This is a genomic window from Sphingosinicella rhizophila, from assembly GCF_032378825.1.
In the GTDB taxonomy this organism is placed as follows: domain Bacteria; phylum Pseudomonadota; class Alphaproteobacteria; order Sphingomonadales; family Sphingomonadaceae; genus Allosphingosinicella; species Allosphingosinicella rhizophila.
The window spans coordinates 397,379-423,144 of sequence record NZ_JAVUPU010000003.1; the positions used below are offsets into that span (position 1 = coordinate 397,379).

The window sequence follows — 25,766 nt, forward strand, 5'->3', positions numbered from 1 at the left end:
TAAGGGGGACGAAACGATGAAACTGGGTGATATCAAATATGGTTGCGCCATCGCCCTGATCTGGGCGGCACCGGCTTTCGCCCAGGCGACCCCTGAAGCCGAAGAGCCCGCCAACGACGCCGTTCAGGCCAGCAATCAGGGCCAGGAAAATGGCAACGAAATTGTCGTCACCGCAACGCGTCGTGAGACGACGCTGCAAGATACGGCAATGGCGATCAGCGCAATCGGCGAGGACCAGATCGAAAAGCGCAATCTGGTCGGAATGGACGATTACCTTCAGTCGCTTCCGGGCGTCAGCTACCAGGATCGCGGCAACGGTCAGAACACGATCATCATCCGTGGCATCAGCACCGGCAGCCAAATCTCGACGAACACCCCGACCGGCAGCTATTTCGGAGAAGTGCCCGTCACCGGGCTGGGCACCCAGATCAACGGCAACCAGGCCGGCAATTCCGACCCCAAGCTGTTTGACGTTCAGCGCGTCGAAGTTCTGCGTGGACCGCAGGGCACTCTGTTCGGATCGGGCGCACTTGGTGGCGCCGTTCGCGTCATTCCCAACGCGCCTGACCTGAACGATGTGGAAGGCAAGGTCGAAGCGGAATATTCGCGCACCGCTCGTCGTGGCGGCAACAATTATCAGCTTCACGGTGTGCTCAACCTGCCGATCATTCAGGATCAGCTTGCGGCTCGCCTGGTCGCCTATCGTGTTTTCGATGATGGCTATATCGATAACGTGGCCGGAAGCCAGCCCACGGCGGACATCATCGGCCAGACTGCCCTGGGTGTGCAGTCGCGCGATCGCGAAAATGTTGGCGCGTCAAAGACGACGGGCTTCCGCGGCAGTATCTTGTGGGAACCGATGGAGGGGTTGTCGTTTAACGCGATGCACCTTTATCAGCGCGTCAAACAGGACGGTCTCGGCTACATCAACCTCGATGTGTCGGAAACTGATTATCTTCAGGTCGCTCCCAGAACGGGGCCACTCAGCAATTCCGACGAGTTCAGTAATGCAACTTTGAATCTATCAAATCTTGTTGCAGAATATAGCTGGGACTGGGGCTCTCTGTTGAACTCTACGTCTTATATAGATTACAATGCGAATAGCCAATTGTCATTGGGATTCTATGGCGTATCAATATTAGGCGGAACCTATTCCGCTGGGCGCAAGTACCACAATATCTTCGTGAACGAAACTCGGTTCACGTCCGACTGGGACGGGCCGCTCGGTATCGTTGCCGGCCTCTATTATGAGAACCGCTCGGAGCATATTTTTGCGAATCTGCGCTACAGCGGAACTGTCTTCGATCCGGGTACTCCCGATAATCCGGGGCCGACATTCACAATTGAACAGCTCCTTGGCGAAGGCCCTGAACGCAAGTTGGTGACCAAGCAATTCGCAGCCTTTGGCGAAGCGGCGTTCACGCCGTGGGATCCGTTCACTTTGACCGTCGGAGCTCGTTACTATAAGTTCAATATGTCGTATCCGATCTTCCTCGATAAGTCGGACGAACCCACCATTGCGAACGGGCTGCAGGGTTTCGAGAAGAGCATCGATGGCGTGAACTGGAAAATCAACGCCGCCTACAAGCCGAGCGAGCAGATTCTTCTGTATGGCCAATGGGCGCAGGGCTTCCGTCAGCCGCAAATTCAAAACACTCTGGACCCCTTCAACGATCCTGATGGAAATGGGCTGTTCGATTTTGCAGATGGCTCCGAGCGTCGTCCTCCGGAAGGCTTGCTCGATCCTGACAAGGTCGACACATATGAAGCTGGCTTCAAGTTTCAGTCGTTGAGCGGTAACGTCAGCGGCTCTCTGACCGCTTACTATACCGACTGGAAGGGTATTCCGGTTATACTTCTGACCGTTCCGTTCGGCGCAGGTTTCTATTTCAACGCCGGTAGTGCAACGGTGAAGGGCGTGGAATTTGAATTGTCCGGCCGGTTGCCTGGCGATTTCTACGCTCAATTCTCGGCATCCTGGTCGAAAGCCACTCTGGGAAATGACCCGGATTCGCTCTCGCTTTCGGGAGGGATCAGAGACGCCGACTTGCCGGGTTCGCCCGATCACAACGCCTATTTCGCTCTTGAAAAGCGCTTCGACATTGGCGGAAATGAAGCCTTCATCCGGGGTGACTGGACATATGTCAGCAGCTACTACAGCACGCTTTTCGAGACCGGTAGGGTCGGCGACTATCATCTGTTCGGCCTCAATGCCGGTATCACGATCGACAACATAAAGGTCGGGGTGTTCGCCAAAAACCTGACCAACCGTAAGGACCTCACCTGGGTTGATAATCTCTTGGGTGGCGGGCGCGCCTATCGGCTTCGCCCCCGGACCATCGGTGTCAATGCGAGCTTCCAATTCTGACGATTGGGGTGACGGCGTCTTCGGGCGTCGTCACCTCCATTTTGCGATGAATCAGCGCGAGTTCTGTCTGCCTTCCGACGGCGTCGGCTGCAGGACAATCCTGCCTTGCTTCTTTCGTGAGTCCGCCTGGCCGGAACTTGGCGGCGGTGGACCTTGCCAATGGACTTTGGCCGCTGTCTCCCGCGCCACTTGCCGCCGATCGGCGTGCTGATCGTGTCACGCCGTGCGCACCCGATGTACGGATTGACCGGCGTTCGGTGTCGATATGTTAGAGGAGAACGACAATGAACCGGAGAGAGGCTCTATTTTCCGCGCTGGGCGCAGCGGCCGCGTTTTCCGCGCCGGGCGCGTTTGCGCAGAACCGCGGCGGCAACGTCAGCGTGAAGGATGCGCGCCGGCTCCAGGATTCGACCATCCTCATCGACGGCCTCGACCCGTCCGGGCTGACCGAGCGGTATCTGGGCATGCTCGAGGCCGCCGGGGTCGATGTCTGGCATCAAAGCATGGGCGGGATCGACAGCTTCGTGAGCCTGCTGCATTTCTGCGATCGATATTCGAACCGCATCACCCAGGTCAAAAGCGTTCGCGACATTCGCCGGGCGCACAAGGACGGCAAGGTCGGGCATCTGTCCGGCTGGCAGGCTGCCCACCCGCTGATCTCGGACGGCGGTCCGACAATGCCGGCCATCCGCAATCTGCGTATGTATCACGAGCTCGGGCTCCGGATTGTCGGCATCAATTACAATGTGCAGGATTCGTTCGGGGGCGGCGCCTGGGCGCCGACCGTACCGCTCAGTGCCGCCGGGCGGCGCCTGGTCGAGGAGATTCACAAGCTCAATATCGTGCTCGATGTCGGCGGCCATACGGGCGACCAGACATCCTGGGACGCGATCGAAATGTCGAAGGGCATGCCGATCATCTGCTCGCACACAAATTTGCGGGCGCTGGTTGATAATCCGCGCAACATGACCGACCGGATGATCGAGGCGATCGCCAGGACCGGTGGCACGATCGGCCTCACCACCATCAACGATTTTCATGCGCGCAGCCGCAAGGACGAAAAGATCCCGCTGACGCCGCAGGTCGCCTTGGACAAGCATCTCGACCAATATGATTATCTGAAGCGTCTCGTCGGCGTCGATCATATCGCCCTCGGACCGGACTTCATGTTCGATCGGCCCGATATCAGCGTGATCATCCCAGAGCTTTGGCCGCCGATCGCGCACAGCAACAATCCGCCCTGGTTCATGGTCAAGGATTATGAAGTGATCACCGACCTGCCGAACGTGACGCAGGGCCTGATGCAGCGGGGCTGGACGGACGCGGAGTTGAAGAAGGTGCTCGGCGGCAATCTGCTGCGAGTCTATGAAAAGGTCTGGGGTGCTTGACGCCAACTCCTGCGTCGCATTGATGACCGTGAATATGATCGGAAGAGGAAAGATAATGGACGTGCCCGTTTCGAGTGATGGATGGGTTGGACAGGGGCGTTCGCGGCGGACCGGCGCGGCGCAGCGGGCGATGCGGCTGGCCACCGCCGCGACCTTGTCGATCGCCGGCATTCATGGCCTGCCGGCGATCGCCGCCATCGCGCAGGCGGCTGCCTCGAATCCGCAGGCCGAGGCCGAGACGGCCCGAATCAACGCCTGGTTCGACGCCAAATATGAGGAGCAGCTGGGTTTCAGTCCGATGACGCGCAGCTATGGCGGCGACAGGAAGGACAATGACAAATTCGATGACATGTCCGAGGCCGGCATGGCCCGCGTGCTGGAATGGAAGCGGAAATCCGTAGAGGAGCTCAAGTCGAAATTCGACCGGTCGAAGCTGACGGCGGAGGGAAAGCTTTCCTACGATCTGTGGATCGAACAATATGACATGGCGGCGGCGGCCCACAAATTCCGCCGGAGCGAATATGTCATCACTTCCCACTTCGGTCCGCAGACCATGCTGACGCGCTTCCTTCTTTCCGTGCACACGGTGAGCGAGCCGTCGGATATGGATGGCTATATCGCGCGCATCAGCGGCATTTCGCGTGCGCTTCTGCAAAATCTGGAAAGGGCGAAGATCAACGCCGCCGCCGGGGCGCGGCCGCCTCAATTTTCCTTCGACGGCGTCATCGAGCAATCGACCGCGCTCAGTTCGGGTGCACCGTTCGGGGGCGAAGGCGACAATGCCGTCTGGACCGATGCGCAGGCGGAGATCGCCGGCCTCGTCAAGGCGGGCAAGATCGATCAGGCCAAGGCGGATCGATATAAGGCAGCCGTGCGAAAAGCTCTGATCGAGGATTGGGGGCCTGCCCACCGCCAGATCGTCGCTTGGGCCCAGGCGGAGCGCCCGAAGGCGGATGTGGTCGCGACCGGTGTCGGCAAGAATCCGAACGGCAAGGCCTATTATGCCGAAATGCTCGCCAATTCGACGACCACCGACCTTACCGCGGAGCAGATCCACCAGATCGGTCTCGACGAGGTCGCCCGGATCAAGGGCGAAATGGAAGCGATCAAGCAGAAGGTCGGCTTCGAGGGGTCGCTGCAGGACTTCTTCAAATATGTGCGCGACGACGATCGCTTCTATTATCCCAACACCGATGAGGGCCGGCAGGCCTATATCGATGCGGCGACTGCCCATCTTGCCAGGATGAAGACCAGGCTTCCCGAATTCTTCAACATCCTGCCCAAGGCGGACGTCATCGTGAAGCGGGTCGAGCCCTATCGCGAGCAGGCGGGAGCGCCGCAACATTATCTGATGGCTTCGGCGGACGGCACCCGCCCGGGCGTCTTCTACGCGCATCTGATCGACATGAAGGCGATGCCGATCCCGCAAATGGAAGTGATCGCCTATCATGAAGGCAATCCCGGCCACCACATGCAATTCTCGATCGCGCGGGAGCTGACCAACGTTCCGAAGTTCCGAACCGCCTTATATTATAATGCAACCCAGGAGGGGTGGGGCCTCTACACCGAAAAGCTCGCTAAGGAGATGGGCGGATACCAGGATCCCTATTCCGATTTCGGCCGCCTCACGACCGAGATCTGGCGTGCGATCCGCCTCGTCGTGGACACCGGTCTTCATTCGAAGGGATGGACCGAACAGCAGGCGGTCGATTATTTCAGGGAGAATTCGCCGGCAGCCGAAGGCCAGATTCGTGCGGAAGTCCGGCGCTACATCCTCTCCCCGGGCCAGGCCACAGGTTACAAGATCGGCATGATCAAGATCGAGGAATTGCGCCGGCGCGCGGAAACCACCCTCGGTCCCCGGTTCGACATCAAGGGCTTTCACGACACGATACTGGCAAGCGGCCAGATGTCGCTGCCGTTGCTGGAACGGCGGGTGAATGAATGGATCGAATCTCGGAAGGCCAGCTAGCCAGTTTGAACCCCATCTGGCCCATCCCCTTTAGGGGAGGGCTAAAAGGCCCAGGCCGACCGCGTCGCCTCAACGCTTCCGGTTGGCGGCGGCGTGTCTCGCCATGATCTGCGCCAGCAGATCTTCCGGCAGTTCGGGCATCCGCAATGAATCTGCCCCGACCATCGTCTCGGCAGCCACCATCGCGTTGACGATGGCTTCTTCGGTGGCCTCGATCGTCGCGTTGAACAGCGGCGACAGCAGGTTGTTCGGATGCATGGTCAGGCCGGTGGACGGCTCATTCTCGCTCAGCATGCCGGTATTGGCGGTGGAAAAGGCGATGAAGATGTCGCCCGAGCCGTCATTGCTGATCGCGCCCAGCCGACCGAGCGCCAGCGAAGGGCGCTTCACCAGACGCTTCAGCTGATGCGGAAGCAGCGGCGCGTCGGTCGCCACGACGACGATGATCGAGCCGTCTTTTGGCGGATCGCCATTCTGCTTGGGGGAGGGATCGGGGCATTTGGCGAAGTAGCGCGAATATTGGCCTTCGATCGAAGGATCTTCGTAGCAGAATTTCTGGACATTCTGTAACTCGGGAACGGGGACGCCGGCGATGGTCTTCAGCTCCCCCCGATTGCCGTAATTGCACTGCACGAATACGCCGACCGTATAGGTCTGCTTGCCGACCGTCAGCACCCTGGACGACGTTCCGTTTCCGCCCTTGAAGCCGTTGCACATCATGCCGGTGCCGCCGCCGACCGAGCCTTCCACGACGGGTCCCGCTTTGGCCGTGCGCATCGCCGCGAGCGCATCCTCCTTGGTGACGTGATAGCCGTTTATGTCGTTGATGAACCCGTCGAAGGTCTCCGCGGCGACCGGCGCGTGCCAAAGGGCCGGCCACCCCTTTTCGACCATCCAGGCGACTGCCGCATCCCGCACCACGCCGACACTATGGGTGTTGGTGATCATGATCGGTCCGTCGAGGAGCCCGCGTTCGTCCAGCCACGTCGTTCCGGTCATCTCACCGGACGCGTTCAGGGCAAACCAGGAAGCGAATACGGGTTCGGTGGATGCCTTGCCGCGCGGGTGGATTGCGGTGACGCCGGTGCGCACGGGCCCGATGCCCTTCTGCAATTTTCCGTTGCCCTTGATCAGGGTCGTCTGGCCGACTTCGACGCCCTTGACGTCGGTGATGGCATTCAGCGGCCCCGTCTGACCCTTGAAAGGCACGCCGAGATCGCGTGCGCGATGTTCGGCCGCCGCGGCGGGGCCGGCGCCGACCAGCAGAGCGCAAAGCGACAGGAGCAGGAACGGCTTCATCTTCATCGTTGGCTCTCCTCTTTTTTCCGACCGTCGGCCCTGGTCTCGTGCGGATTAATCATTTGAATAGAGCCTGTCGCATAACGAAATTCGCCAGCTCGCCGGCCCTATACAAGGATCATCGCCGCCTCCCGATCCGTTCCCGATCCTATTTCGCGCTTGGCAGCGGCTTTTCTTCGTGAGCGGGCATGAACAACCTGCCGTCCTGCAGCATCAGCCGGCCGTTGACGAAGGCCGTGCGGACCTTCTTCAGCGCGCTCAGATCCTGGTCGGGATTGCCGTCCACCACGATGATGTCGGCCAGCTTTCCGCGTTCGATGGTGCCGAGACGATCTCCCATGCGCATGATCTCGGCGCTCGTCTTGGTTGCCGCGACCAGCGCCTCGGTCCTGGTGAAGCCGATCTGGGTGAAGGATTCGAGCTCGTTGATATAAGCGCCGGGCATATATTCGGGCCAGTTCATGATCAGGTCGAGGCCGATCCCCATCTTCACGCCTGCTCTTCGCATCTTGCGGGCCATGTCCAGGATGGTGGTTTCGTTCAGCTGGAAGCGGCGCGATGTGGAGCCGAAATAGCCGCCGCTCGACCTCGTGATGATGCGGTAGGGGATCAATGTCGGCACCGATGCGACGCCCTTTTTGGCCATCAGCGCGATCGCGGCGTCGCTGCGCGGCAGTGGATGCTCGATCGAATCGACGCCGGCCTTGATCGCCATGTCGATATATTGCGTCTCGGCATCGACCGTGACCGGCAGACCCAGCGAGTGGGCTTCGTCGACCGCGGCGCTGATCTCGGCCTGGCTATATTCGCTGGCCAGCTTGATCAGGTCCGCGCCCTTGGCGAACTGGATGCGCACCGCCTCGCGCCATTCGTCGGGGCCGGAGGCGATCCGCACCATCGAATTGGGGTTGCCGTCCCCGACCTCGGGATAGCCCGGCCCGAAAGCGTGCCCCGCACCATGGCCGCCGGTCATGGTGATGAGCTGGCCGGCCGCGAAGATGCGCGGACCCGGAATTTCGCCCGCTGCCTGCAATTTCTTGAGTACGAACGGCGCGTCGCCATGCGAGCCGACATCGCGCACGCTGGTGACGCCGGACTGAAGGTAGATTCCCATGCGGCCCAAGCCACGCATGACCGATTGCGCACCGCTGATATTGGAGTCCGAATAGACGCTCATATCGTCGGCATCGAGGAAGGTCAGGTGCATGTGGAGATCGATCAGCCCCGGCATCACCGTCTTACCGGTGACGTCATAGACGATCGCGTCCTTCGGCCAGTTGCGGTCGTCCGGCTTCAGCACGGCGGTGATCGTCTTGCCCTCGACCACGATGGTCGCCGGCCGTGCCGCCGCGCCGGTGCCGTCGAACAGCCGGCCGCCGACCAGCACGAACGATCCCTTCGGCGCATTATACCCCGCAGGGGCTGGAATGCGCAGCACATCGTCCGACGTCGGAACCGATGGCGGCAGCCACTGGCTGCGATCATGGATGGGCCGTGTTTCCGCTGCGCGATCCTGCGCCGTCGCCGGGCTCGCCAGGAGCGCGGCCGAGAGCAGCAGAGTTGAAATCCATTTGATCGTCATTGAGCCCCTCCGTTGGCGGATCTGCCAGCAACCTTGCGCTATTCCGGTGCCGCTGTGGAGAGCAACCTCCTCCGACTCCCGTCTGGCGCGATATGGGCTGAACCATGGGTGGCGGGACAACGGGCAGGCAATCGAATAAAGTTAGGGCAAAGGATCAGAAATTCTATGTTGATGCAGCGCTGCAGCGATATGGACGGGATCGATGCTTGGGCGGCCTTCCGGCACGCGTTAGGAAAACTGGCTCTAGTATCGAAGATTTGTCGCTTGCGTCCGGAGGCCCTTGGCAGGCACGTGGGCGTGACAAGCGTGCGCGCCGCGCGCCGCGACACTTTTGGGGGAGTGATCCGATTAGCAAGATGCTGAGAAAGAAGGCCATCCTTCTTGGAGACGAGCGGCCGGTCGAACATCGCATGGCCCGTACCCTGTCCTGGCCGCATCTGGTGGCGCTCGGTGTTGGGGCGATCGTGGGCACCGGCATCCTTACCCTGACCGGCGTCGGCGCCGATCGGGCGGGGCCGGCCGTGCTGATCTCCTTCGCCGTCGCCGGGTTGATCTGCGCCTGCGCTGCACTGGCTTATGCCGAATTGTCGACGATGATGCCGGCTGCCGGGAGCGCCTATACCTACAGCTATGCGGTTCTCGGCGAAATTTTCGCCTGGGTGATCGGCTGGAGCCTGATCCTCGAATATTCGCTCGTGGTGTCGGCCGTCGCGGTGGGCTGGTCCGGCTATGCCGCGCCTCTGCTGGACGCATGGCTGGGCATCCCCATGGCGCTGATGCAGGGGCCGCAGCTCGGCGGCATCGTCAATCTTCCAGCCATCTTCATCATCGCCGTCGTCACCGGGCTGCTGATGATCGGCACGCGGGAGAGCGCCACCGTGAACGCGGTGCTGGTGGTGGTGAAGATCGCTACGCTCGCTTTGTTCGTGGCGGTTGCGCTGCCGCATTTCGACGGCGCCAATCTCGACCCGTTCATGCCCTTCGGCTTCGGCAAGACCATGGATGCCGACGGCGTGGAACGCGGCGTGATGGCGGCGGCGGCGATCATTTTCTTCGCTTTCTACGGCTTCGACGCGATTTCGACGGCCGCCGAAGAGACCAAGAATCCGGAGCGCAATCTGCCGATCGGCATCATCGGGTCGATGCTGATCTGCACCCTGATCTACATGATCGTGGCGGCAGCGGCGGTCGGCGCCATTTCCTTCACCATTTTCGCCGACAGCCCGGAACCGCTGGCTCTCATCCTGCGCGAGCTTGGCCAACCGGGCATAGCGACGATCATCGCGGCCGCTGCGGTCATTGCCTTGCCCACCGTTCTACTGGCCTTCCTTTACGGCCAAAGCCGGATCTTCCTGGTGATGGCCCGCGACGGCTTTCTTCCCCAAAGCCTCGCCAGGATCTCCAGTCGCGGGGCGCCGGTGCGCATCACCATCGTCACGGCGGTGCTGGTTTCGATCATCGCCGGCGTGTTCCCGATCGACGAGATCGCGGCGCTGGCCAATGCCGGCACCCTGATCGCCTTTGCCGCCGTCGGCCTGTGCATGCTGATCCTGCGCAAGCGCGCACCCGACATGCTCCGGCCATTCCGCACGCCGGGGGCCCTGCTCGTCGGGCTCATCGGAATATTGGGCTGCGCCTATCTGTTCTGGAGTCTGCCCAGCAAGACCCAGCTCTACTTCCTGACCTGGAATGCTGTCGGTCTGGCGGTCTATTTCGTCTACGGCATGCGCAAAAGCCTGGCCAAGTAGCAAGGGAATGGAACAGGCTTGGCCGGCATGGTAATGGTGGGGGAGGAACTTTCTCCCAAGCGCTTAAGAAATAAACAATAAGATGGCGTTAGGTCTCGCTCGTGACACCACGGGTCGAGACAGGTTTTGCAAGAGACAGCGCGTAAGGCCGTTCGTTTCCGCCGGAAGCCAAGCTACCGGACCAGGATCGTGCTGGCCGCGGCGGCGGCCGCCGCGCCTGGGTGGCTGCTCTATATGTTGCCGTCACTGCCGCCGGGCCTGAAAGCGGGTCTCGTCGCCGTCGCGATCGCTCTGACGGCGGCGGCACTCATTTCTCTTCACAGGCTGCTCGGTCCGCTTGGCGTCGCAGCCCGCAGGCTCGCGGCGCATACCGGCCGTGCCGGGACGCTCGAACCGGAGGCGGGCGAGAACGAGATCGACACGATCCTTGCCGGCATTTCGCAACTGACCGAACAAGCGGAGGCGCTTCAGCATCGCTGGGTGCAACGCCATCCGCTGACAGGATTGCCGACCCGCGAATATCTGCTGTTGCAGATTGCCGAGGACATTGGCCGGGATCCACGGGATTCCCTGGTCGGTACGATCCGCTTTTCCGATTATGACCGCTTGTCCGCATTCGATCCCGCAAGTGCCGAGACTGCGCTGAAGGCATTCGCCGCAAACCTGGCCGCCGCCGTCGGCAAGAACCGGCCACTCGCCCATATCGACCGGGATTGTTTCGCCATCTGGTTTCGTGACAGTCCGGCGGAAAGCGGACGGAAGGAATTGCAGGCGATCTGCTATGCCCTGGGCGGCGAAATCGAAGCCGGCGACCGGCTCATCATTCCCGACCTGGAGGTCGGGACGGGCGTTCTCGGCGTGGACGGAAACGATCCCGCCGCAGTGCTGACCCGAGCCCTGGTGTCGATTCAGAGACCGGCCGACGCAACCAAGGCCGCAGCGCCCGGAAGATCTGTTCAGGCAGCGCGAGAGCGTTTCTCCCTCGAACAGGATCTGCGTCATGCGATTGCCCGAAGCCAGCTCGAAATGGAATTCCAGCCGGTCGTCGACCTCGCCCGCGGCAGGCTCATCGGTGCCGAGGCGTTGCTTCGCTGGCACCATCCTCAGGCCGGACTGATTTCGCCAGGCCGCTTCGTCCCCATTCTCGAAGACATCAACCTCATCAACGAAATCGGCATGTGGACCCTCAACGCCGCCTGTCGCGAGGCCCGCAATTGGCAGAGGCGCGGCATTGGCGGACTGAGGGTGGCGGTCAACCTATCCGCGACGCAGTTGCGGGATCCCAAGCTCGAATCGATGATCCTGCGGACGCTCGAGCGGCACCGGCTGCCGCCGGAGGCGCTGGAACTGGAATTGACCGAAACCGCGGCTGCGGAGGATGTCGATCGCACGCAGGCATTGTTCGTCGCGCTCCGCGCTGCGGGCATCAGCATTTCCATCGACGATTTCGGCGCCGGCTATTCGAGCCTGAGCTATTTGAAGAAGCTTCCGTTCGATCGGCTGAAGATCGATCGCGAATTCGTTCTCGACGTACACATGCACAAAGACAGCCAGGCCATCTGCCGGAGCCTGATCGAGCTCGCCAGAGGGCTCGAAATCGGCATCCTCGCCGAAGGCGTGGAGAAAAGCGAGGAGGTCGAAATGCTGCAAGGCTTTGGCTGCGCCATCTTCCAGGGCTTTCATTTTTCCAGGCCGCTCGGTGCCGCCGAATTCGTTCGCCTCGCCGTCGACCCGGCCTGGCAAGCAAGGCTGGCGAACCCCGTCGGCCGCATCATCAATGATCTAGAGAATAGGATTATCGCATGACCGTTTTCGCCTCGGGCCGCAGCAGGCGGCGCGGCTTCATCATGGCGACCGTGCTGGCGACCGTGCTGCTGGGCGGCTGCGGCGGGAAGACGAACACCGGAGCGGTGGAATCCGCTTCCGGAAGCGCCGCCACGGGCTGGAAGGGACGCAGCCAGGTCATGGAAGCGATCGAATTGCTCAATCGCGGCGAACCGGTTCCGGCCCGGAAATTGTTGATGGCTGTGCTGAAGAAGCAGCCGGGCGATTCGGTCGCGCGCCAGTTGATCGATCAGATCGATCGCGACCCGAAGATTCTCCTCGGCACCGAAAACCATCGTTACACGCTGAAGGAAGGGGACAGCCTGTCGGTGCTGGCGGCGCGCCACCTCGGCAATCCGATGATGTTCTTCGCGCTCGCCCGTTACAATGATATCGCGGTGCCCAGTTCGGTCGGACCAGGCCAGACCATTCTATTGCCGGGCCGCGCGCCGACCCCGGCCGTGGTGCGCAAGCCGGCTCCCAAACCCGGAGCCGCCCCAAGCCAGAAGACCGGCCCCGCGCAGGGCGCGGCGAAGGCGCCTTCGCCCGCATCGAAGCCGGCGCAGCGGCCGGCCAATGCGGCCCAGGCCTCGAAGCTTCGCGGGCAGGGGCTGGCGGCGATGAATTCCGGGTCGATCAATCGGGCGGTGACGCTGCTTCGTCAGGCCTTGAGCCTCGATCCGTCGAGCGCCGTCATCCGCAACGATCTCAACCGCGCCTTGCGCATCCAAGGCACCGTCCGGGCAAGGCCCTGATTTTGCGCGCTAAAGGCAATCCAAACTTAACCCTTCATCATTACCTTGGCGGCCCATGCCTGAAAGGCGCCACACTTTAAGGAACGATGGTGCAGCTGATCGGTCGCTACAAGATCGAAAAACTCATTGGCGAGGGCGCGATGGCCAATGTCTATCGCGCCCACGATCCAAGCATCGATCGCGTCCTGGCGATCAAGGTGCTGAAGAACGAGTTCCGGCAGAATCCGGAGATCGTCACCCGCTTCCTGCGGGAAGCCAAGGCGGCCGGCGCGCTCTCCCATCCCAATATCGTCACCATCTACGATGTCGGTGAGGCGGACGATTATCCCTATATCGCGATGGAGCTGCTGAACGGCGAGCCGCTCGACGAACATATTGCTAAACATGGTCGGCTGACGCTCAAGCGGAGCATCCGTATCGCCGGACAAATCGCCCGTGCGCTGCATTACGCGCACGGGCTCGGCATCGTCCATCGCGATATCAAGCCGTCCAACATCGTCCTGTGCGAGGATGGCGCGAGCGCGAAAATCCTGGATTTCGGGATCGCCCGCATCGGCGAGGCCGATCGGGTCCGCGCCGAACTCAACGCCTTGCGGACCCAGGTCGGCCAGGTGTTGGGGACGCCCCGCTACATGAGCCCGGAACAGGCGCTGGGGCTGGAGATCGATCATCGCTCGGATCTCTTTTCGCTGGGGGCCGTCCTCCATGAAATGATCACCGGCCAGCCGGCTTTCGGCGGATCCAGCCTCGCCACCATCGCCCTCCAGATCACGCAGCAAAATCCGGACCCTATCGCCGCGTCCATTCCCGATTGCCCGCGCGGCCTTCAGTTCGTCGTCGACAAGCTGCTCGCGAAGCAGCCCGAAAAGCGGTTCGCCAGCGGCGCGGATGTCGCCAACACGCTGCGACGGGAATATGAGGCGCTCTTTGCCGAACGGCGCCAGCATCGGCGCGGCCTATCGCTGGAATGGCGGCTGACGCTCGTCATGGGCGTCGCCACCGCGGTTGCCTTGCTGGTCAGCATCACCGCGGTGCTCGACAGGCAATATAAGATGATGGAGCGCATGGCGCTTACATCCGGCACATCGATCGCGTCCTTCGTCGCCACCAACGTGGCCCTGCGTGCAGTCGAAAATGCCGGATTGCCCGCTGCCCAGCAGGATTGGCTGCCGGTGCAGGCATTCGTCGCCGCTGCGTCCAAGGATCCGAACGTGCAGCGGATCGTCATGGCCGACGCCCATCGCAGGATCAGGGGGTCGAGCGATCCGGCGCGGCTGGGCACCTTGCTGAAACCCGTCGAGGGCGAGACGGTTCTGGCCTCGAGCTCCGACCAGATCGTCACCTCGACGCCGAAGAAAGGCTTCCGGTTCCGGCGCGCCGTCCGCTATGCCGGCCAGCCTTTCGGCACGATCGAGCTGGTGGTCGGCGGTGGCGAATTGAAAGCCGCGGCGGCGAGTGCGCGTAGCCTGTTATTGGGTCTGGGGGCGGCCCTGCTCCTGATCGTGCTGGCGCTAAGCTATACGATCGCGAGCCAGCTCGCCCGCCCGATCCGGCAGCTCAAATCGGCGCTGGCCGATGCCGCCAACGGAAGGCTCGACTATCGCATATCGCATGGCCGGCGGGACGAATTCGGGGATCTGTTCGACGGCTTCAACGCGCTCGCCTCGACGCTCGAGGAGCGCGCAGCCGGCAATCCCGAAAGCGTGTCCGCGGACCCGTCCCTGAATGCCACCCGGGTCGATCTCCCGGCTGCGGCGGCGCCTCAGGCCGGCCGCTTCGGACGGCGCGTCGCCTGATGTTCCTGCTCAAGCTCTTTCACGAAAGCGACCAGCTTCACCCGGTCGACGCGCGCATGCTGAACGAAGGCACGACGCGGGTCGGCCGGGATCCGGCCGCCGATTGGGTCATTGCCGATCCCGAATGCGAGGTGTCGCGGACGCATCTGGAGCTCAGCTATCGCGACGGCGCGTTGCGGCTTCGGCCATTGGGCGCCAACGGCGTGTTCCGCGCGGACGGGGAGAGGATGGAGACGGGGTCCGAACAGACGCTGGGCCTCGGCGCCGCCTTCCGCTTCGGCAAGTATCGGGTGGTGGTCGATCCGTCCCCTTTCGCTTCCCAGGCCACCAATCCGCTCAACCAGACGATGGTGCTCGCCGCGCCCTTCGGGGACCGTGCCGAGATACCGAGCGACTGGGCGGATTCGCCGGAGCCGCCTCCGCTGACCGGTGACGGCTCGCTTCTCGAGGCATTTTGCGAGGGCGCCAAGCTCGACGCGTCGGCATTCTCCGAGGAGGATCCCGCGGACGTGATGCGCCGCGCGGGTGCCATCTACCGCCAGATGATCCTGGGGGTCGGCGATCTGATGAGCGAACGAAGCAGCGCGAAGACGCAGTATCGAATGGATCGGACGACGATCGGCCAGCAGGACAATAATCCGTTCAAATGGGCCCCGACCCAGAGGCTGGCCATCGATCTGCTGCTTTCGCGCGACAGCGGATTCCTGTCCGGTCCGGCCGCACTGAAGGCCTCCTTCGAGGATCTGAAGCGGCATCTCCTCAGCACCTTTTGCGGCTTTCGCGCTTCCTTGCTGGCGCTGGTCGATATTGCCAGCCCCAAGCGGATCGAGGAGCGGATCGAAGGGCAGAAGCTGTTCCTCAAGGGAAGGTCCAGCGCGCTCTGGACGGAATATGAACAGGTCCATCGGGATCTCGACGCACAGATGCGCGACGATCTCGACGGTTCGATCAATCGTGCCTTCATTTCGGCCTATGAACAGAAGATGCGCGATCTGAACAACGGAGGCGGCCTGTGAGCTTCCTCGGCCGCTTCATTAGCGAGCAGCAGGCGGAGCCGGAGCCGGTGGCGCCGCAGGCAGCCGGCGCGTATCGCTGTGCCGCGCGCAGCCATGTCGGCAAGGTGCGCTCCCTCAACGAAGACAGGTTCGTGGCCTTGCCGGATGCGCGCCTGTGGGCGATCGCCGACGGCATGGGCGGGCATCGGGCGGGCGACGTGGCGGCTGAGTTGGTGGCGGGCGCGCTCCGTGCCTGCGCGGCCGGCGGTACGGTCACCGCCGATGCCGCGGCTGCGGCGGTGCAGCAGGTCAATGCGCAACTGGTCGGCATCAGCGAGGCGAAAGGCGGGTCCGACATCAGCGGATCCACCGTCGTGGCGCTGATCGTGACCGACGATCACTATCATTGTCTCTGGGCCGGCGACAGCCGCGCCTATCTGTATCGCGACAGCCGTTGCTACCGCATCAGCCGTGATCACAGCGTCGTCCAGGAATTGATCGATGCCGGCGTCATTGCCGCGGCCGATGCTCCGTCCCACCCGAGCGCCCACGTCATCACGAGGGCGGTCGGCGCCGCCGCGACGCTCCGGCTGGATATCAGCAGCGGCACGATCGAAGCGGGGGACCTCCTTCTCCTGTGCACCGATGGCCTCAGCGACATGGTCGGCGTCGGCCAGATCGAAGCCTGCTTGGCCGGCGACGACATCGAGGCGATGGCGGATGCCCTGCTCGCCGCCGCCCTGGAAGCCGGGGCACCGGACAATATCTCCTTCATCATCATTCGGGCACCCTGAGCGGGGCAAGCGGAGTCTCTTCGCCATTGTCGAGCCTGGCGCCGGACGATCCTCGCGAGGATCGCGCCTTGCCGCGCCGATTGACAGACGGGAAGAGTCGCGAGCAATCAGGCTCTATTCAAATGTCCAGGCAAGGACAGCCCATAAGAGGATCTGTGGTGACGAAAGCTGGAATTTTCACGAAATTGATCGCAGCCTCCTTCCTGCTGGCGGGGGCGGCCGTCGCGCCGGCCGCCGAGGCCGGGCTGGATCTCATCATCCGCAACGGAACCGTCTATGACGGTACCGGCTCCGCGCCGCGCCGCGCGGATATCGGCATTGGCGGTGGCCGCATCCTCTTCGTCGGCGCCGCCGGCGACCGCGAGGCGAAGACCGAGATCGACGCGCGTGGATTGACGGTCGCGCCGGGATTCGTCGATCCGCACAGCCATGTGCTGGAATCGGTGACGGGCGTCGAGGGGCCGTTCCTGGCGCCGCAGATCCTGGCCCAGGGGATCACTACCTCTTCGATCGGCGCTGACGGCTTTCGGTCGCCGGACGAGCTTCGCACCCTGTTCGCGGCGCTCAAGGCCAAGGGATCGAGCACCAATCATTTCTGCTATGTCGGCCATAATGGCGTTCGCAAGGCCGTGATGGGCCATGAAAAGCGAGCGGCGACCGAGGCAGAGATGGACCGGATGAAGGCGCTGGTCCGCGAAGGCATGGCGATGGGTTGCGTCGGCCTGTCCGCCGGGCTGATGTACGATCCCGGCATGTTCAGTCCGCGCGAGGAAATCGTCGCGCTCGCCAGGGAAGTGAAGCCGTTCGACGGCACGTTCGATTCCCATTCCCGCGATCCGGTCAAGCAGTTCCTGGCCTCCGAACTGGAGACCGCCGAGATCGGTATCGCTGCCGGCATCCCGGCAAAGCTCGGGCACCTGAAGGCGGTGGGTTTGTCCAACAAAGGGAAGTCGGCGGACCTCGTCGCCCGGATCGATGCGCTGCGCGCCCAGGGACATGATATCGTGGCGGACATCTATCCCTATGATGGCGCCCAGACCAATCGGCTGGCCAATATCCTGGTCTTTCCGGGCCAACCGCCCATCCGCCCCTCGCAGAGCCTGGACAGCGTCATCGCGGCGCTGCGGACCACGCTCGCCGATCCGGCGGCCAAGGCGGCGCTCCGGGACGCGACCAACAATGGCTATCGGGGCGGCTTCTCCTGGGTGAAGGCGGTCGGCTATGACAGCATCCGCATCGTCGACGCGCCCGGTCAGCCGGATCTCGTCGGAAAATATCTGTCCCTCATGGCCGAAGCGAAAGGAGAAGATCCCTTCGACACCATGGTCGACCTCCTCCTCAATGCAAAAGGGACGATCATCATCACCGCCGGCGCTATGGTGGAAGAGGATGTCCAGAGGCTGCTCGTGCAGCCCTGGGACATGATCTCCAGCGACGGATCCTATATCGGCAAGGGGAGCGTCTATCAGGCGGCCCCGCATCCGCGCTCGAGCGGGTCTTTCGCCCGCGTGCTCGGCCATTACAGCCGCGATCTGAAACTCTTTCCGCTTGCCGAGGCGATCCGCAAGATGACGTCGCTGCCGGCCCGGCATCTGCGCCTATATGATCGCGGGGAGATCGCCGTCGGCAAGGCCGCCGATATCGCCATCTTCGATCCGGCGGCTGTGGCCGACAAGGCGGACTATGTGCATCCCGAACGCCTCGCCGTGGGAATGAAACATGTGCTGGTCGGGGGCATTGCGGTGTGGCGCGACGGCGCGCCGACCGGCGCGACGCCGGGCGCCTTCATCGCCCGGCAGCCTTCCGACCGATGAACGCCTCGCCCTGGACTTGATTCACGGCGGATGGAATCATCTGGCGACCCGGAACTAACGGGAAAACAAGGAGAAAAAGGACGTATCCGGGACGAGTCAGGTACGCCCGGCGCGTCTCACCAGGCGATGCCGTAATCGTCGCCATGATTGCTGGATCCGCCCCAGAAGGTGCCATGCTCGCGGTCGAAATAGATCGCGTTGATCGGGCCTGAGGTCTTGCGGCCGTAGCTCAATTTATAGCCCATCTTATCCAGCTCCGATCGGACCCAGGGCGGCATCTGCTCGTTCAGCAGCAGCCCGCCCGGCTGGATCTCATGCTCGCCGAACGATGCGCGCATCTGGTAGGAATTGATATTGGGCGCTTCCGCGGCCTGCTGCACGTTCATGTCGAATTCGACCATGTTCAGGAAGAATTGAAGCAGGTTCTGGTCCTGCGTGTCGCCGCCCTGGACGGCGAAGGAGAGGAAGGGGCTGCCGTCCTTCAGGGCCAGGCTCGGGGTCAGGGTGACGCGCGGCTGCTTGCCCGGGGCGATGACATTATAGGGCCCGTCCGCGGCATCGAGCACGAAGCTTTGCGCCCGCTGGCTGAGGCCGACGCCGGTCCGGCCGGCGATCACCGCCGGAATCCAGCCGCCGCTCGGCGTGATCGAAACCACCCAGCCTTCGGCGTCCGCGGCCTGCACGGTCGTCGTGCCGGAGCGGAAGGTCTTTTCGAATTCGGCCTGGGCGAGCGGAGGCGTCGAGCGGGCGTCCAGCTCGCTGCGGTTGCGGTTCCAGTCCCGAAGCAGGTTCTGATAGGGATTGCGGCCGCGCTGGAACGGGTAGGGATCGCCCGGGCCGATATTCGGATCGTTGCGGTCGGGCCGGATCAGCTTGGCGCGGCTGCGGGCATAATCCTTGGAGAGAAGGCCCCTTATCGGCTCCTCCGGCCCGGCATAGATGTCGCCATAATAGAAATCGCGATCGGCGAAGGCGAGGTTCATCGCCTGATAGAGCGTATGGACGTAGCGGGCGCTGTTATAGCCCATCGACTTCAAATCATATCCTTCCAGGATGTTGAGCGCCTGGAGCAGCGCCGGGCCCTGCGTCCATTCGCGCAGCTTGTAGACCTGGATGCCGCGATAGCTGGTCTGGACCGGTTCCTCGATCCGCACCCGCCAGTCGGCCAGGTCCTGCATGGTGAACAGGCCGCCCTGCTCGCGTGTGCTTCGCACCAGTTCTTCGGCGATGTCGCCGCGATAGAAACGGTCATAGGCCGCCTGGATCGCTTCCTTGCGGCTCTTGCCGGCGGCAAGCGCCTGCTGCTCTGCCGCGACCAATTTGCGAAGCATGGCGGCGAGATCGCGCTGGCGGAAGATCTCGCCCGCGTCCGGCGCTTCGCGCGCGCGCCCGGGATGGGTCAGGAACAGGGCCCGGGAATAGGGCCATTGCTTGATCCGCTCCTTGTTCTGCTCGATATAATCGGCGGTCTGCTTCTCGATCGGATAGCCGTCCGCCATCTGGATGGCCGGCTCCAGAACCTCCTTGAGGCTGAGCTTCCCATATTCGGCGAGCATCACCAGCAGGCCGCCCGGCGTCCCCGGCGTCACCGCCGCGAGCGGCCCGAATTCCGGCGGATGTTTCATGCCCTGCTGCTTGTAATAGTCCGGCGTGGCCCCCGTCGGCGCGACGCCGAGGGCATTGATGCCGATCACCTTCTTGGTCTTGGGATTGTAGATCAAGGCCTGCGTCTCGCCGCCCCAGGACAGCACGTCCCACATGGTCGAAGTCGCGGCCAGCATCGCGCAGGCGGCGTCGACGGCATTTCCGCCCTTGGCGAAGATCGTGGCGCCCGCCGTCGCCGCAAGCGGCTTGCCGGTGATCGCGACCCAATGGCGGCCGTGGAGAACCGGTTTGGCGGTGGCCTGCGCGGAAGCTGCCTGCGGCCCGGTCGCCACCAACAGCAGGGCCATAAGGGAAGTGATGATGCGTCGCATGCCGGAGCCCATATTGTTGCCAATGTCCATCCTGGGTCGCCAATGCCAACCTTCAAGTCAAGGGTCGGACGTTGTCATGGCCTTGCCCAAGCGGGCCAGTCCCGGCAGCCGTCCGATCGGCAATGGACTCTCATGGGAAAAGGGCTCATCTTCGAACGGGGAATTGGCCGTCGGCATGACGGTCGAGGAGGGGATATTATAAGATATTTGGCCTTGGCTCTGACGGTGCTTCTTGCGTCGGCGGGCAAGGCCGCTCCGGCAGAGAAGCTCGAAATCCGCTTCTGTCCTGAAAAGGTCGTGCGGCCCTATCCGCTGGACAGCATCCGCGGGATACAAGGACTGCTGGTTCAGAATATTGCCGTCGTGAACAAGGGCAAAGTCCCTCGCGCCATCGCAGAAATAGAGATTGCTTTGCTCGAGGGCGATCGCGTCATCGACACACGATCGATCAAGGGACCTTCGCTCGACGCCGCGGTCCGAACGGCGCAAGCCGTCAAGGCGCAGGGAATTTTGGAGCTTGCGCCCTTCCAGTTTTGCGACGGTCGGCTGCTCGGCGACGCAAGCTTTTCCGAACAGACGAAGATAATGCCCGGCCAGGCCCTGCTTCTCATGCAGCAGGTCTTTGCCTATCGCGGCGCGCGTAATAGGGTTCGCGTCACGGCGCGGGCGGACGATATGGGATCGGAGGTCGCCAGCGCGTTCATTCCGATCGACGCGGCCGGCTCGGCGACCCGGTTCCGCTGGCCGCTCGCCGGCACCCGGACCTGGCTGGTCGCTGCGGCGGCGAGCTTTCATACGACCCACCGCTGGGCCGTCCCCGAAGAATTCGCCTTGGACATCATCGCCGTCGATGCGGACGGCAACAGCCATAGCGGAGCCGGCGACGCCAATGCCGATTTCTACGCTTATGGCGCGGATGTGGTCGCGGCCGCCGACGGTGTCGTCGCGAAGCTGGTTTCAGGAGGCCCGGAAGAAACACCCTTGCTGCGCAAACCCGACGAGGCGATGAACGCTTATTATGCGCGGATCGGGGAGCGCCAGGCCCGCAATCTCGCATCGGGGGAGGCCGGGGTCGTCGGAGACGGCGTGGTCATCGACCATGGCAATGGCGAATATTCTGTCTATGCCCATCTTCGCCCCGGCAGCGTGAAGGTCCGGGTCGGCGAACGCGTGCGATCCGGGACGGTGATCGGTAGCCTCGGCTCCTCGGGCAATTCGACGGAGCCGCATTTGCATTTCCAGATTTGCGACCGACCAAGCGTGCTTTCCTGCGCGGCCATTCCGCCCAGCTTCGTGGACATCCTGCTTCCGGCGGCGGACGGGGACCGGCCGGTCCAGTCCGGCGATCTGGTGCGCGCCGGCAAGGATTGATCTCGCCGTCCGGCGTCGTGAAGCGGACGAATCCGGGGACCTCAAGCGGCGGGGATAGTCTTTCCAGGATTCATGATGCCGTCCGGGTCCAAGGCCTGCTTGACTGCGCGCATCACTTTCAACGCTTCGCCATGCTCCGCCTCCATCAGTCCGAGCTTGTGGAGACCGATACCATGTTCGCCGGTGATGGTGCCGCCATGATGGAGCGCCCGCAGCGCGATGCTTTCGGCCAAAGCGTCGGCGCGTTGCCGTTCGGCCGGATCGCTCGGGTCGAACAGGATCAGGACGTGGAAGTTGCCGTCGCCGACATGTCCGACGATCGGGCAGATCAGGCCCGATGCCGCGGCTTCTGCCTTGGTTTCCGTGATGCAGGCCGCCAGGTTGGAAATCGGCACGCAGGCATCGGTCGCGAAAGCTTCGCAGCCGGGCCTCAGACCGCGCGCCGCCCAATAGCCATTGTGGCGGGCCGTCCAGAGCCGGTTGCGTTCTTCCTGGACCTTCGCCTGTTGCAGGGCGCCGCCGCCAAGTTGGCCGACGATTTCCCCGACCTGCGCGATCTGCTCGTCCACTGCGGCCGGCGAGCCGTGAAACTCCATGAACAAGGTCGGCGCTTCGCGGAGACCGTCCAGCTTCGAATAAGCGATGCTCGCCTGCATCTGCAGTTCGTCGAGCAATTCGATGCGGGCCATGTCGATCCCCATCTGCAGGATCACGGTGACCGCCTCGATCGCGCCCGCCAGATCTTCGAACTGGCACACTGCTGCGGCGATCACTTCCGGGATGCCGAACAGCCGAAGTTGCAGCTCGGTGATCACGCCAAGCGTTCCTTCGCTGCCGACATAGAGACGGGTGAGATCATATCCGGCCGAGGATTTGCGGGCGCGGCCGCCGGTGCGGATGACTTCCCCCTGCGGCGTCACCACGGTCAGCCCGAGCGTGACCTCCCGCATCGTCCCGTAGCGCACCGCATTGGTGCCGGAGGCGCGGGTGGCGGCCATCCCGCCGAGGGTCGCGTTGGCGCCCGGATCGAGCGGAAAGAACAGCCCGTCCGATTGGATATGGGCGTTTAGCTGCTCGCGGGTGACGCCGGCTTCGACGCGGCAATCGAGATCGGCGGCGCTTGTCGCCAGGATCTGCGTCATCTGCGACATGTCGAGGCTGATGCCGCCGTGGAGCGCCTGGATCTGCCCCTCGAGCGACGTGCCGACGCCGAAGGCAATGATCGGCACCTTATGATCGGCGCAAAGGCGCACGATCTGCGCCACTTCTTCCGTGCTGCGGGGAAATGCGACCCCGTCGGGCGCCATGATGTCGTGAAGACCCTCGCCGCGGCCATGGGCGTCGCGCACGGCCTGGGAGGTGACGAACCGATCGCCGAGGCTGGCGTTCAGGCTGGCAAACAACGCTGTCAGATCTTCGCCCGTCTTGTTCACTGCACCATCACCTCTTCTGCCAGATAGGCGCGTGGATCCGATTTTCCGAGGATATTGTCGATAGCTTCCAGGTAGAAACCCTCAAATCCTTTAGTCTCCGATCTCTCGCGAAGAGAGCGGATCGATGCGGTCCGGTTCCTAGAATCTGAGACTTGGCGTGATGAAATGGAAGGCAAAGGCGATCCACAATATGGCCAGCTGAGCTGCCGCCAGCAGGCTGTTGCCGATCCGGGTGAACCAGCCGCGGTCTTTTGTCCACGTCAGCCAGGCAAGATAGATGGTCGCCACGGTGCAGAGGCCGGCAGACACGCCCACCAGCTGAAGCAGCCTGATCCAGGGATCCAGCGTCGCGTTCAGAAGTGACAGGTCGTTCATGGCCGCTATGAAGATCCAGGCCCAACCGAGGGTGAACACGACACCCAGCAAGGCGCCGACCCGCGACAGCGAATGGAGCTTTGCCTCCTTGCCCTTATGAGACGCCGGCCGTTCGAATTGCCGCCGCAATATCGGTGCGATCGGCCAGGCCAGCGTTGCGATCAGCAGGATTGTGAAGGCTGCCCCGAGCAAGGGCAGGTTGAGAGCGCCGGAGCGATGGAGCGGGACAGGCAGCCACAATGCGGTGGGTCCGCCGCTATTGGTACCAAAGGCCACAACGCGCCCATTCTCAATCCGCGCCGCCAGCAGATCGTCGCCGCCCGCTTCGCGCCATACGAACGGCCCGATCTCCCGCCATTTCTTCGCAGCGCCGTCAGCGCCGTAGAAGCCGCCGCCCCCGGTCACGGAGATGGTGCCGTCTTCATTGGCGGCCACGTCCACCTGCTGCGCGATCGCATAGACCAGGCTCATGAAACTGGATTCGATGTGCCGCGAGCTTTCGTAGCGTCCCGCGATAAGGGCGGCGTGAGCGGCGGCCGTCGGCACCGTTCTTTCCAGGGGCGCTTCCGGGGCGGGGAAGTAACGGTTCAGGAAATGATCGAATATTCCTTCCATGACAGGATAGGCGCCGCCATTCTTTCCCGCACTGTTGAGGGCGATGAAGAATCCGACCCTCTCGTTCGGGAACATTCTCAGCTCATTGAAGAAATATTGGGAATCGCCGCCATGGCCGATGATGCGCCGCCCGTTGCGGTTATATTCGAAGAACCCGTAGCTGAATCCATTCAGCGCGGGGATCGGCCGGTCGCGACCGAAATGCATCGACCGCGCCGTGTCAGGGCGCATCAACCCGTTTCCTTGTTCGAGATGACCGATCATGAAGCGGCCCATGTCGCCGACGGTCGCAGAAATGCTGCCCGCCGGTCCCAGTTGATCGAGCTCGAATGGACCCGGCGCCTGTGACGCGGTGAGATAACCCTTGGAGACAAACGGCGCTAAAGCGGGTGGGGGCGGAATGCGGAACGTGGATCGGCGCATGCCTAACGGAGCGAAGATGTGGCGCTCCATGTAAAGATCGAACGGCTCGCCCGACACGCGTTCGACGATATAGCCCGCCAGCGCCGTGCTATAGTTTGAATAAGCCGAAATGCGGCCAGGCGGATAGATCTGGGCCGGCACGCTTTGTTTCAGGTGGAGGCCCAGCGGCTTCAGACTCGCCGCGTCTTGCGCCATCATTCCCTTCACGGCTTCTTCGAAGCCGGCGCTATGATGCATCAGCATCCGCATGGTCACGGCATTGCCGCCGTGCCGGGGAATCCTGAAATCCAGATAGGCGTTCACGTCGGCGTCGAGGTCGATCCTGCCCTTCTCGACAAGCTGCATGACCGCCGTCCACGTGAAGGTCTTCGCGACCGATCCCGGTCGGAACATCGTCTCTCCCGGGTCTACTGGCTTGCGGCGGGCGACGTCCGAATAGCCATAGCCCTTCTGGAAGAGAATCCGCCCGTCCTTGACGATCACGATCGCGCCGCCGGCAATATCGGTGCGTTCGAGCGCGGCTGGCACCATTGCGTCGAGCCAGGGCTCGAGGTCCTCGGCAACCAATTGCGGCGCGTCCGCCGCGCTGTCGCCCGTGACGAAGGCCGGGGCGGGTGGCGGAGCGGCGACGAGTTTGCCCGTCGCAATCAGGCCAAGCAGCAGCGTCATGATGGCCCATTTTTGCATGCCGGCTGCCCGCCTTTGTCTTCCGCCTGAATTCCCCCATTTCGCGCGCACGTCCGCGCCGACGCGGGCCTTGGCCATCATCGCCGTGAAAAGACCGACATTTGCGACCGCTCGCTGCCGTCCGATAGCCTGATCCGTGATTTCAGGATCAAGGTCTTGCCGTCGGCGGAGACGGTGGACAGGAGGTGGCCGATGATCCTGTCCCGGAGCTCGATCGTGCCCACGTTGGTGCGGTCGTCGATGCGATCCACCGTCAGCATGTCATAGGCCGGGATCGCGGTCTGCGGCACCGGCTTGCCGAAGCTGTAGGGAATGGTGAAATAGAGCATCTCGCCGCTCGGCGTCTCTTCCCATTCCTTGATCACCATCCCGTCCGCGGTCGGCTCGAAAACGAGGATCTTGCTTTTCGGCGCCGGTCCCGGCGTGAAGGTGGATTTGGCGACATCCAGCGTCCAGGTCCCGATGAAAGGGTCGTTGGCGGCGTGAACCGGAGACGAAGCGGCGACAAGCGCCGCAAGGCTTGCGATCAGCGAAGTCCGGACCCGCATCCT

Annotated in this window: 17 protein-coding genes; 11 read left to right on the plus strand and 6 right to left on the minus strand. The window is 62.9% G+C overall.

Annotation, left to right across the window (positions count from 1 at the left end; genetic code table 11):
* The first annotated feature begins 16 nt into the window (after positions 1 to 16).
* The 3 genes from RQX22_RS07830 (at position 17) to RQX22_RS07840 (ending at position 5,728) form a co-directional block, all read left to right on the plus strand.
* A complete protein-coding gene (locus tag RQX22_RS07830) occupies positions 17 to 2,368 on the plus strand; it encodes a TonB-dependent receptor (protein WP_315725256.1) in 2,352 nt (783 codons plus the stop codon).
* A gap of 284 nt (positions 2,369 to 2,652) precedes the next feature.
* Positions 2,653 to 3,756, plus strand: a complete 1,104-nt coding sequence (locus RQX22_RS07835) for a dipeptidase (protein ID WP_315725258.1) — start codon at positions 2,653 to 2,655, stop codon at positions 3,754 to 3,756.
* Positions 3,757 to 3,778: 22 nt separating this feature from the next.
* The gene (locus tag RQX22_RS07840) at positions 3,779 to 5,728 is read left to right on the plus strand and encodes a DUF885 domain-containing protein (protein ID WP_315725260.1); all 1,950 of its coding nucleotides are present in this window, start codon (positions 3,779 to 3,781) and stop codon (positions 5,726 to 5,728) included.
* A 69-nt stretch (positions 5,729 to 5,797) separates the two neighbouring features.
* Here the strand turns inward: RQX22_RS07840 and RQX22_RS07845 are convergent, their stop codons facing one another.
* Together RQX22_RS07845 and RQX22_RS07850 are read right to left on the minus strand one after the other, a co-directional pair.
* Complete coding sequence (locus tag RQX22_RS07845; protein WP_315725262.1) at positions 5,798 to 7,033, minus strand: DmpA family aminopeptidase; 1,236 nt, start codon at positions 7,031 to 7,033, stop codon at positions 5,798 to 5,800.
* A gap of 142 nt (positions 7,034 to 7,175) precedes the next feature.
* On the minus strand, positions 7,176 to 8,609 hold the full coding sequence (locus RQX22_RS07850; protein WP_315725263.1) for an amidohydrolase family protein: 1,434 nt from the start codon (positions 8,607 to 8,609) through the stop codon (positions 7,176 to 7,178).
* Between the two features lie 356 nt (positions 8,610 to 8,965).
* Here RQX22_RS07850 and RQX22_RS07855 point away from each other — a divergent pair, with 356 nt between their 5' ends.
* The 7 genes from RQX22_RS07855 to RQX22_RS07885 all read left to right on the plus strand — a co-directional run bounded on the left by RQX22_RS07855 (position 8,966) and on the right by RQX22_RS07885 (position 18,335).
* Complete coding sequence (locus RQX22_RS07855) at positions 8,966 to 10,357, plus strand: amino acid permease (protein ID WP_315725265.1); 1,392 nt, start codon at positions 8,966 to 8,968, stop codon at positions 10,355 to 10,357.
* Positions 10,358 to 10,546: 189 nt separating this feature from the next.
* Positions 10,547 to 12,163, plus strand: coding sequence for a putative bifunctional diguanylate cyclase/phosphodiesterase (locus tag RQX22_RS07860; protein WP_315725267.1), 1,617 nt, complete (start codon positions 10,547 to 10,549; stop codon positions 12,161 to 12,163).
* Positions 12,160 to 12,936, plus strand: a complete 777-nt coding sequence (locus RQX22_RS07865; RefSeq protein ID WP_315725269.1) for a LysM peptidoglycan-binding domain-containing protein — start codon at positions 12,160 to 12,162, stop codon at positions 12,934 to 12,936. The genes RQX22_RS07860 and RQX22_RS07865 overlap by 4 nt, the downstream gene beginning before the upstream one ends.
* A gap of 86 nt (positions 12,937 to 13,022) precedes the next feature.
* A complete protein-coding gene (locus RQX22_RS07870) occupies positions 13,023 to 14,732 on the plus strand; it encodes a protein kinase domain-containing protein (protein ID WP_315725271.1) in 1,710 nt (569 codons plus the stop codon).
* Positions 14,732 to 15,748 carry a type VI secretion system-associated FHA domain protein TagH gene (gene tagH, locus RQX22_RS07875; RefSeq protein WP_315725273.1) on the plus strand — a complete coding sequence of 339 codons (1,017 nt, stop codon included), beginning with the start codon at positions 14,732 to 14,734 and terminating at the stop codon, positions 15,746 to 15,748. Before RQX22_RS07870 ends, tagH begins: the two co-directional genes overlap by 1 nt.
* The gene (locus tag RQX22_RS07880; protein ID WP_315725276.1) at positions 15,745 to 16,521 is read left to right on the plus strand and encodes a PP2C family protein-serine/threonine phosphatase; all 777 of its coding nucleotides are present in this window, start codon (positions 15,745 to 15,747) and stop codon (positions 16,519 to 16,521) included. The genes tagH and RQX22_RS07880 overlap by 4 nt, the downstream gene beginning before the upstream one ends.
* A gap of 158 nt (positions 16,522 to 16,679) precedes the next feature.
* Positions 16,680 to 18,335 carry an N-acyl-D-amino-acid deacylase family protein gene (locus tag RQX22_RS07885; RefSeq protein WP_315725278.1) on the plus strand — a complete coding sequence of 552 codons (1,656 nt, stop codon included), beginning with the start codon at positions 16,680 to 16,682 and terminating at the stop codon, positions 18,333 to 18,335.
* 116 nt (positions 18,336 to 18,451) lie between these two features.
* Here RQX22_RS07885 and RQX22_RS07890 read toward each other — a convergent pair whose 3' ends face one another.
* On the minus strand, positions 18,452 to 20,341 hold the full coding sequence (locus RQX22_RS07890; protein WP_315725280.1) for a gamma-glutamyltransferase family protein: 1,890 nt from the start codon (positions 20,339 to 20,341) through the stop codon (positions 18,452 to 18,454).
* A gap of 183 nt (positions 20,342 to 20,524) precedes the next feature.
* On the opposite strand from RQX22_RS07890, the gene RQX22_RS07895 reads away from it, so the two are divergent.
* Positions 20,525 to 21,682, plus strand: a complete 1,158-nt coding sequence (locus RQX22_RS07895) for a M23 family metallopeptidase (RefSeq protein ID WP_315725282.1) — start codon at positions 20,525 to 20,527, stop codon at positions 21,680 to 21,682.
* A gap of 41 nt (positions 21,683 to 21,723) precedes the next feature.
* Here RQX22_RS07895 and RQX22_RS07900 read toward each other — a convergent pair whose 3' ends face one another.
* The 3 genes from RQX22_RS07900 to RQX22_RS07910 all read right to left on the minus strand — a co-directional run bounded on the left by RQX22_RS07900 (position 21,724) and on the right by RQX22_RS07910 (position 25,763).
* Positions 21,724 to 23,115 (minus strand): FAD-binding oxidoreductase, encoded by a 1,392-nt coding sequence (locus tag RQX22_RS07900; RefSeq protein WP_315725283.1) that lies wholly within the window; start codon positions 23,113 to 23,115, stop codon positions 21,724 to 21,726.
* A gap of 138 nt (positions 23,116 to 23,253) precedes the next feature.
* Positions 23,254 to 25,215, minus strand: coding sequence for a serine hydrolase domain-containing protein (locus RQX22_RS07905; RefSeq protein ID WP_315725285.1), 1,962 nt, complete (start codon positions 25,213 to 25,215; stop codon positions 23,254 to 23,256).
* Between the two features lie 77 nt (positions 25,216 to 25,292).
* On the minus strand, positions 25,293 to 25,763 hold the full coding sequence (locus tag RQX22_RS07910) for a hypothetical protein (protein WP_315725287.1): 471 nt from the start codon (positions 25,761 to 25,763) through the stop codon (positions 25,293 to 25,295).
* Between the last annotated feature and the right edge of the window lie 3 nt (positions 25,764 to 25,766).